General features: G+C 68.1%; 8 protein-coding genes. 1 reads left to right on the top strand and 7 read right to left on the bottom strand.

Annotated features, from left to right (window positions below):
• Positions 1–102: 102 nt before the first annotated feature.
• The 3 genes from ACT4N8_RS05440 to hppD form a co-directional block, all read right to left on the bottom strand.
• Positions 103–609 carry a hypothetical protein gene (locus tag ACT4N8_RS05440; protein WP_444857116.1) on the bottom strand — a complete coding sequence of 169 codons (507 nt, stop codon included), beginning with the start codon at positions 607–609 and terminating at the stop codon, positions 103–105.
• Positions 610–713: 104 nt separating this feature from the next.
• Entirely contained in the window at positions 714–1,844 is a 1,131-nt protein-coding gene (locus tag ACT4N8_RS05435) for an alanine racemase (RefSeq protein WP_444857115.1), read from the bottom strand.
• Positions 1,844–2,890 carry a 4-hydroxyphenylpyruvate dioxygenase gene (gene hppD / locus ACT4N8_RS05430; RefSeq protein ID WP_444857114.1) on the bottom strand — a complete coding sequence of 349 codons (1,047 nt, stop codon included), beginning with the start codon at positions 2,888–2,890 and terminating at the stop codon, positions 1,844–1,846. Before hppD ends, ACT4N8_RS05435 begins: the two co-directional genes overlap by 1 nt.
• A 104-nt stretch (positions 2,891–2,994) precedes the next feature.
• Here hppD and trxB point away from each other — a divergent pair, with 104 nt between their 5' ends.
• Positions 2,995–3,975, top strand: a complete 981-nt coding sequence (gene trxB, locus ACT4N8_RS05425; RefSeq protein WP_444857117.1) for a thioredoxin-disulfide reductase — start codon at positions 2,995–2,997, stop codon at positions 3,973–3,975.
• An 88-nt stretch (positions 3,976–4,063) separates the two neighbouring features.
• Here trxB and ACT4N8_RS05420 read toward each other — a convergent pair whose 3' ends face one another.
• The 4 genes from ACT4N8_RS05420 to ACT4N8_RS05405 all read right to left on the bottom strand — a co-directional run.
• Positions 4,064–4,858 carry a hydrolase 1, exosortase A system-associated gene (locus ACT4N8_RS05420; RefSeq protein ID WP_444857113.1) on the bottom strand — a complete coding sequence of 265 codons (795 nt, stop codon included), beginning with the start codon at positions 4,856–4,858 and terminating at the stop codon, positions 4,064–4,066.
• Complete coding sequence (locus ACT4N8_RS05415) at positions 4,843–5,511, bottom strand: hypothetical protein (protein WP_444857112.1); 669 nt, start codon at positions 5,509–5,511, stop codon at positions 4,843–4,845. Before ACT4N8_RS05415 ends, ACT4N8_RS05420 begins: the two co-directional genes overlap by 16 nt.
• Positions 5,508–5,783, bottom strand: coding sequence for an acyl carrier protein (locus tag ACT4N8_RS05410; protein WP_444857111.1), 276 nt, complete (start codon positions 5,781–5,783; stop codon positions 5,508–5,510). Before ACT4N8_RS05410 ends, ACT4N8_RS05415 begins: the two co-directional genes overlap by 4 nt.
• Before the next feature lie 34 nt (positions 5,784–5,817).
• The coding region (locus tag ACT4N8_RS05405; RefSeq protein WP_444857110.1) for a GNAT family N-acetyltransferase at positions 5,818–6,266 on the bottom strand (449 nt) is incomplete at its 5' end.

Genomic DNA, 6,266 nt, shown 5'->3' with positions numbered 1-6,266 from the left:
GGGGCGGGCGCCGCTGCGGGGGGGGGGGGGGGGGGGGTATGGCATTTGTCCCCCCCGGGGGGGGGCCCCCCCCCCCGCCCCGCCGGGGCCCCCCCGACTGGGTTAGCGTCTAGCCGGACGCCGAAGTGCCGAGCTGCGCCTCGAGCTCACGACGGTCGCGCCGATCACGAGCCCGCCGTCCCCGGCTGTGAGCGCGTTGCGCGGCAGCCGGATCTGGCGATCGCGGAACTGGACGGTGACGGTGTCGGCGGTGACCTCCTGGACCGGGCCGACCACCACGCCGGCGGGATCGCGGACGGTGGCACCGACGACGAAGGCCTGCTGGGCCTGCGCCATCGCCTGGTCGATCTGCGCGTTGAGCTGATCGCGGGTCACGCCGGCGACGGCGCCCGTCTCGGTGGCGCGCAGCGCCGAGGCGGGAAGCCGGACCTCGTGACGGTCGGTGCGGAGCACGATCACGTCGCCCTCGACGGAGACGATCGTGCCGACCTCGCCGCCGTCAGGATCGGAGACGGTGGCGCCCGCCCGCAGGGTCTGGGCCTGCGCGGCGGCGGGAAAGAGGAGTCCGGCGGACAGCGCCGTCGCGGCAAGGAACTGGCGAAAAGTCATTGTTTCTCCTTGGCTTGGATGAAATGGATCTGGACGCGATCATAGCGCGGCCCGCCCGAACCTGACCTTAACGTAAAGGATCGCCGCGGTTCAACCCCGGGAGGCTACCAGCCGACGATCTTGTCACAGCGGGCGACGATTTCGGCGCCTTCGTCGACGACCAGATAGCGATCGTGGATCGCCGCGGTCATGCAGACATGGTTGGGAAGGATGCGGACCCTGGCACCGATCGGCAGCCGATCGAAGGGGAGGGGCGCCGCACCCCTGATCTCGCCATGCTCCTGGGAGACGCCGGCGACGGTCAGCCTACCGAGGCTCGGCTCGCCCTCGATGTCGAGGACGAGGCCGAAACCGAGATCGCCGTCGGCCAATGCCGCGGTCGAGCGATCCTTCGACAGCGCCAGCCCGCCCGCATCGACCACGATCTGATTGCGCTCCGGATTGTGGGCGATGACGCTGGCGAGGACGGAGACGGCGATCTCGTCCTCGGCGAGCGAGCCGATTCCGGACTGGAATAGGTCTCCCACCATGTAGACCCCCGCGCGCAGCTCGGTGAGCCCATCGGCGCTCGCCCGGTGGACGCTGGTCGGCGTCGAGCCGGCGCTGACCCCGGGCACCGCGAAGCCGGCCGCGCGCAGCCGCTCGGCGGCGGAGACCACCGCAAGCCGCTCCTGTTCGGCCACCCCGGCGATGCCCTCGGGCGTGCGCTCGCCATAAGAATGGCCGCCATGAGTCGCGGCGCCCGCCAGCGGCACACCGGCGCTCTCTAGAATCGCAGCGATCTGAATGAGCCGATCGTCGTCGGGCGCGAGGCCGGTGCGATGCTCGCCGCTGTCGATCTCGATCCAGAGGCCGAAAGCCGGATTGCCGGCCCTCACGAAGCCCGCGACCGCCTCGGCCATCTCGACGCTGTCGATGAAGGCGCTGAAGCCCGGCGCTTGGACCGCGATCGCCGCCGCCTGCGGAAGCTTATCCGGGGTGATGCAGACCGCATATTGGAGGTCGGCGATGCCGTGGCCGGCGAAATACTCGGCCTCCTTCAGCGTCGAGACGGCGATCCCGCCATGGTTCGGATCGATCGCGACGCGCGCCGCATCGATCGATTTCAGCGTCTTCATGTGCGGGCGCAGGCGCGTGCCGAGGCTGCGCGCCTTGGCCAGCATCCGCTCGCAATTGTGCCGAAACTTGCCGCGGTCGAGGATCAGCGCCGGAGTCGCGGCCTCGGTGAGGCGCATCAGGCGTCCGCTTTAGCCGGGATCACGCCGCGCTTGATCTGGTCGAGCTCGATCGATTCGAAGAGGGCTTTGAAATTGCCTTCGCCGAAGCCTTCATTCCCCTTTCGCTGGATGATCTCGAAGAAGATCGGGCCGATCATATTCTCGGTGAAGATCTGGAGCAGCAGCCCCTCGCCGGTCTCGGGCGAGCCGTCGATCAGGATGCGGCGCTCGCGCATCGCCTTCACGTCGTGGGAATGGCCCGGGATGCGCTGGTCGATCATGTCGTAATAGGTGTCGGGGCTGTCCTGGAACTTGACGCCGTTGGCGCGGAGCATGTCGACGGTCTTAAAGATATCGTCGGTGGCGAAGGCGAGGTGCTTGATGCCTTCGCCTTTATATTCCTTCAGATATTCGGCGATCTGGGAATAATCGTCCTGGCTTTCGTTCAGGGGGATGCGGATCTTGTCGTCCGGCGCGGTCATCGCGCGGCTGAGCAGGCCGGTCTGCTGCCCCTCGATGTCGAAATAGCGAATCTGGCGGAAGTTGAAGACGCGCTCGTAAAAGCCCGCCCAATGGTCCATCCGCCCCCGGTTCACATTATGGGTGAGATGGTCGAGCGTGTGCAGGCCCGCGCCGGGGCCGCACTCCGCGATCGTCTCGAAATCCCTTTCGTAGAGCGCCTCGGCCGCGGGCCGGTCGACCAGATAGAGATAGGAGCCGCCAATCCCTTCGAGCACCGGCAAATCGAGGTCGCCGCGCGTGCCGGTCGCGCCGCGCTTGATGGCGAGCGCATGCGCCTTCTGCGCGTCCGCGACGCGGAAGGCCATCGCGCTGGCGGACGGGCCGTGGGCCTCGCGGAATTCCCTGGCGTGGCCGTCCGGCTCCATGTTCAGGAGGAAATGAATGTCGCCCTGGCAATAATGGCGGATCGCCTTGGCCTTGTGGTTGCCCACATGCGTGAAGCCTAGCTTCGCGAACAGCCCGGCCAGCGCTTCCGGATCGGGGCTGGTGAACTCGACGAATTCGAAGCCGTCGAGGCCGATCGGGTTGTCGCGCGCGGTCATTGCTCTTCACTCCTCACGAGGACTCGGCGCGGCTTCTAACAGCGGCTGTGGATAGACGCAAAACCGCCATTGCGCCGCCCGAAGCGGCCCCTTACGTCCCGGACATGACCGCGACCCATTCCTCCCGCATGCTGATCCTCGGCTCCGGCCCGGCCGGGCTGACCGCAGCCATCTACGCCGCCCGCGCCGGCCTGGCGCCGATCGTCGTCCAGGGCATCCAGCCCGGCGGCCAGCTCACCATCACCACCGACGTCGAGAATTATCCCGGCTTCGCCGACGTCATTCAGGGCCCTTGGCTGATGGAGCAGATGCAGAAGCAGGCGGAGCATGTCGGCGCGCGGATGGAATGGGACCATATCGCCGAGGTCGACCTGAGCGAGCGCCCGTTCCGGATGAAGGGCGACGGCGGCAACCTCTATCTTGGCGACACGCTCGTCATCGCGACCGGGGCGCAGGCGAAATGGCTGAATCTGCCGTCCGAGGAAAGGCTCAAGGGCAAGGGCGTCTCCGCCTGCGCGACCTGCGACGGCTTCTTCTACCGGGGCAAGAAAGTGGTCGTGATCGGCGGCGGCAACACCGCGGTCGAGGAAGCGCTCTACATGACCAATCACAGCCATGACGTCACCCTGATCCATCGCCGCGATTCGCTCCGCGCCGAGAAGATCCTGCAGGAGCGGCTGTTCGCGCATCCGAACATCAAGGTGCTGTGGAATCGGGAGATCGCCGAGTTCGTCGCCGGGGGCGAGCCGGAGACCTTGGTCGCGGCGGACTTGCGCGACACCGAGACCGGCACGATCGAGCGGATCGACCTGGAGGGCGCCTTCGTCGCGATCGGCCATTCGCCGGCGACCGAGCTCTTCCGCGGCCATCTGGACCTGGACGCCGACGGCTATATCCCGGTTGAGCCAGGGACCGCGCGCACCGCGATCCCGGGCGTCTTCGCCTGCGGCGACGTGATGGACAAAATTTACCGCCAGGCGGTCACCGCCGCCGGCACCGGCTGCATGGCCGCGCTCGACGCCGAGAAGTTCCTCGCCGAGGCCGATTTCGAGGCCAAGGCGGAAGCGGTGATGCAGGACGCGTAACGTCGTCCCGGCGAAGGCCGGGACCTCAGCGGGTGAAAGACTCCGTATCCCTCTGGTCCCGAGATCCCGGCCTTCGCCGGGATGACGATTATGCGCCCAGCGCCTTCAGCGCCCTCAATGTCGCCGCCAGCAGCGCCGCTTCATCCCCAGGACGGGCGAAGGTGTGCGAATCGCTGGGGATCGTTTCGCGGCCTTCGATCAGGCCCTTGAAAGCGGAGCCCTTCAGCTCGGCTTCGGCCGCGATCGCGGTCGCGTCGCCTTCGCAGAGGATGAGCCAGGACCGAAGCCTGGAGGTGCGCAGCGCTGCGGCCACGTCGAGCGCCAACGGCGACCCTCGATCGGCTGCGGCGATCTTCCTAACGCCCTTGAACAGCTTCCTGTAATCGACTGCGCCCGTTAAAAGTTCTCTCCAGCCCTCTCGGCTGAGCAGGCGCTGGCGATAATGGCGACGGATCGCCGCGGGGGGCGGGGAATCCGCCTCCGCCTCGACCAGCCACGGATTGACCAGGACGATCCCGTCGAGCCCGGCGTCCATGCCGAACAAAGCGAGCGCGCTGGCGCCGTCGCACAGGCCGAAGCCGACGATCCGCTTCAGCCCCGGCGCGGCGGCGCGAAACGCCCGCGCGGCGGCGGCGATATCGGGACCGCTGCCGCGAAAGCCGGGATCCTCGCCCTCGCTGTCGCCGACCCCTCGCCGGTCGAAGCGGAAACATGGAATGTCACTTTCTGACAATGCTTTCGCGAGTCTTTCGTACATACGGTGCGAGCCGGCGCGGGTCTGACCGCCGCCGGTGACCATGAGGAGGCCGGTGACGCCTCTTCCGCCGTCCAGGCTTGCCGCGAGCTCGGCCTTGCCGCAGGAAAAGCTCAGGAGACGGCGCATTCGCGGCTCCATTTCAGCAGATCGGCGGCGATCGCATCGGCAAGCTCGGCAGAATTGCCCGGCTCGGAGCGTCGCCAGAGCGCCGGCCCAGTCAGCTTGACGTCGGCGGACGCGATATCGCTGGTAAGGCGCGCAGTGCGCAGCCGTGTCACCGGTGCGGGCTTGGCGGCTTCGAGCGCGGCCTTGAGCTCGGCGGACGGCGCATAGCCCGCCCATTCGACGCCCCCCGCCAATCCCGAGCGGACCATATCCCGCGTCACTGCCGCGCCGTCGACCGGGGCGAGCCGCCAATGGCCGCGCGCCTCCGCCGCATCGTCGAGCAGGGCTCCGCCCCGAAAGGCGGCGATCAGCGGCTTTCGCGCCTGCTTCGCGACGTGCACGGCCGCCGCCATGACGTCATGCCGCCAGTCTTGCCAGGTGACTTCGCCAAGGCCGCGCTCGCTCTCGCCGGTGCCGCTGAGATCAACCAGCCAGCAGCCGTGGCCACGCTTCGCCAGCCGGCGCATCACGGCCGCGATCAGCGCCCGGGTCCGGTTCATCTCCTCGAACAAGGGCGGCACGAACAGGATCGCCGGCGCGTCGGCCCGGCCAAGCCGCATCAGCCATTCCTGGCGTCCTGAACTGTCGAAGCGCTCGAAGCCGAGCGCGCTCACTGCAGCGCCTTAGCCCGGGCGAAGGTGAGGAGGGCGCCGTAGCTCTCCAGCATGTCGGCATCGACCTCATGGTCTTCGATGACGATGCCGAGCCGCTCCTCGAGCTCGGTGAGCAGGCCCGCGACCGCCATCGAATCGAATTCGGGCAGGGCGCCGAACAGGGGGCTGCTCTCATCGAAGCCGGCGACGCGGTTTTCGGCCAGGCCGAGCACGTCGACGAGCACCGCGCGAAGCGTCTTGTCGACCTCCTCTTCGTCGTTCCAGGCCTGCATTCTACCCCTTTCCCCTCGAGGATGCGGCCCGCGCCTACCGGCTTCGCCCGCGCCCGGCAAGCGCCGACACTTTCTCCCGAGCGATGCCGGCCAGGCCCTTGAACGTGCGCGGATTATACGCGCTCAACTGCCAGAGCGGGCGCCGATCGGCCATCCAGTCCGCCTTGTAGGGCTCGTCGCCGGTGCCATAGTCGATCAGGCGCACCCGGTCGGTGTCGATCGCCCGGCGGAACATCGCTTCGCCGAGGATGGTGCCCGGAGAGAGGGATTTGGCGCTCTCCGCATAAGCGAGCTTGTGGATGGTCGCTTCGCCATTCTCGACCAGCCAGAGCTGCGCGGCGACCGGCGCGCCGTCCTGCCTGGCGATGCCGAGGCGGAGCGTGCCCGCTTCGCCCTCCTGCTCGGCGAGGGCGCGCAGGAACGCGAAGGAGCCTTCGTCCGGCTTCCAGCTCGCGCGGTAGACGGCCTCGTAATCCGCCCAGG

Origin of the sequence: Sphingosinicella sp. (assembly GCF_052387495.1) — a bacterium.
Classification (GTDB): Bacteria; Pseudomonadota; Alphaproteobacteria; order Sphingomonadales; family Sphingomonadaceae; genus Allosphingosinicella.
Note: the sequence above shows the minus strand (reverse complement) of the source record. Positions and strands in the feature narration are given on the sequence as shown.

Coding starts and splice junctions, on each gene's coding strand:
- hppD (WP_444857114.1), bottom strand. CDS start 2,890: ATGACCGCGCGCGACAACCCGATCGGCCTCGACGGCTTCGAATTCGTC.
- ACT4N8_RS05440 (WP_444857116.1), bottom strand. CDS start 609: ATGACTTTTCGCCAGTTCCTTGCCGCGACGGCGCTGTCCGCCGGACTC.
- trxB (WP_444857117.1), top strand. CDS start 2,995: ATGACCGCGACCCATTCCTCCCGCATGCTGATCCTCGGCTCCGGCCCG.
- ACT4N8_RS05435 (WP_444857115.1), bottom strand. CDS start 1,844: ATGCGCCTCACCGAGGCCGCGACTCCGGCGCTGATCCTCGACCGCGGC.
- ACT4N8_RS05420 (WP_444857113.1), bottom strand. CDS start 4,858: ATGCGCCGTCTCCTGAGCTTTTCCTGCGGCAAGGCCGAGCTCGCGGCA.
- ACT4N8_RS05410 (WP_444857111.1), bottom strand. CDS start 5,783: ATGCAGGCCTGGAACGACGAAGAGGAGGTCGACAAGACGCTTCGCGCG.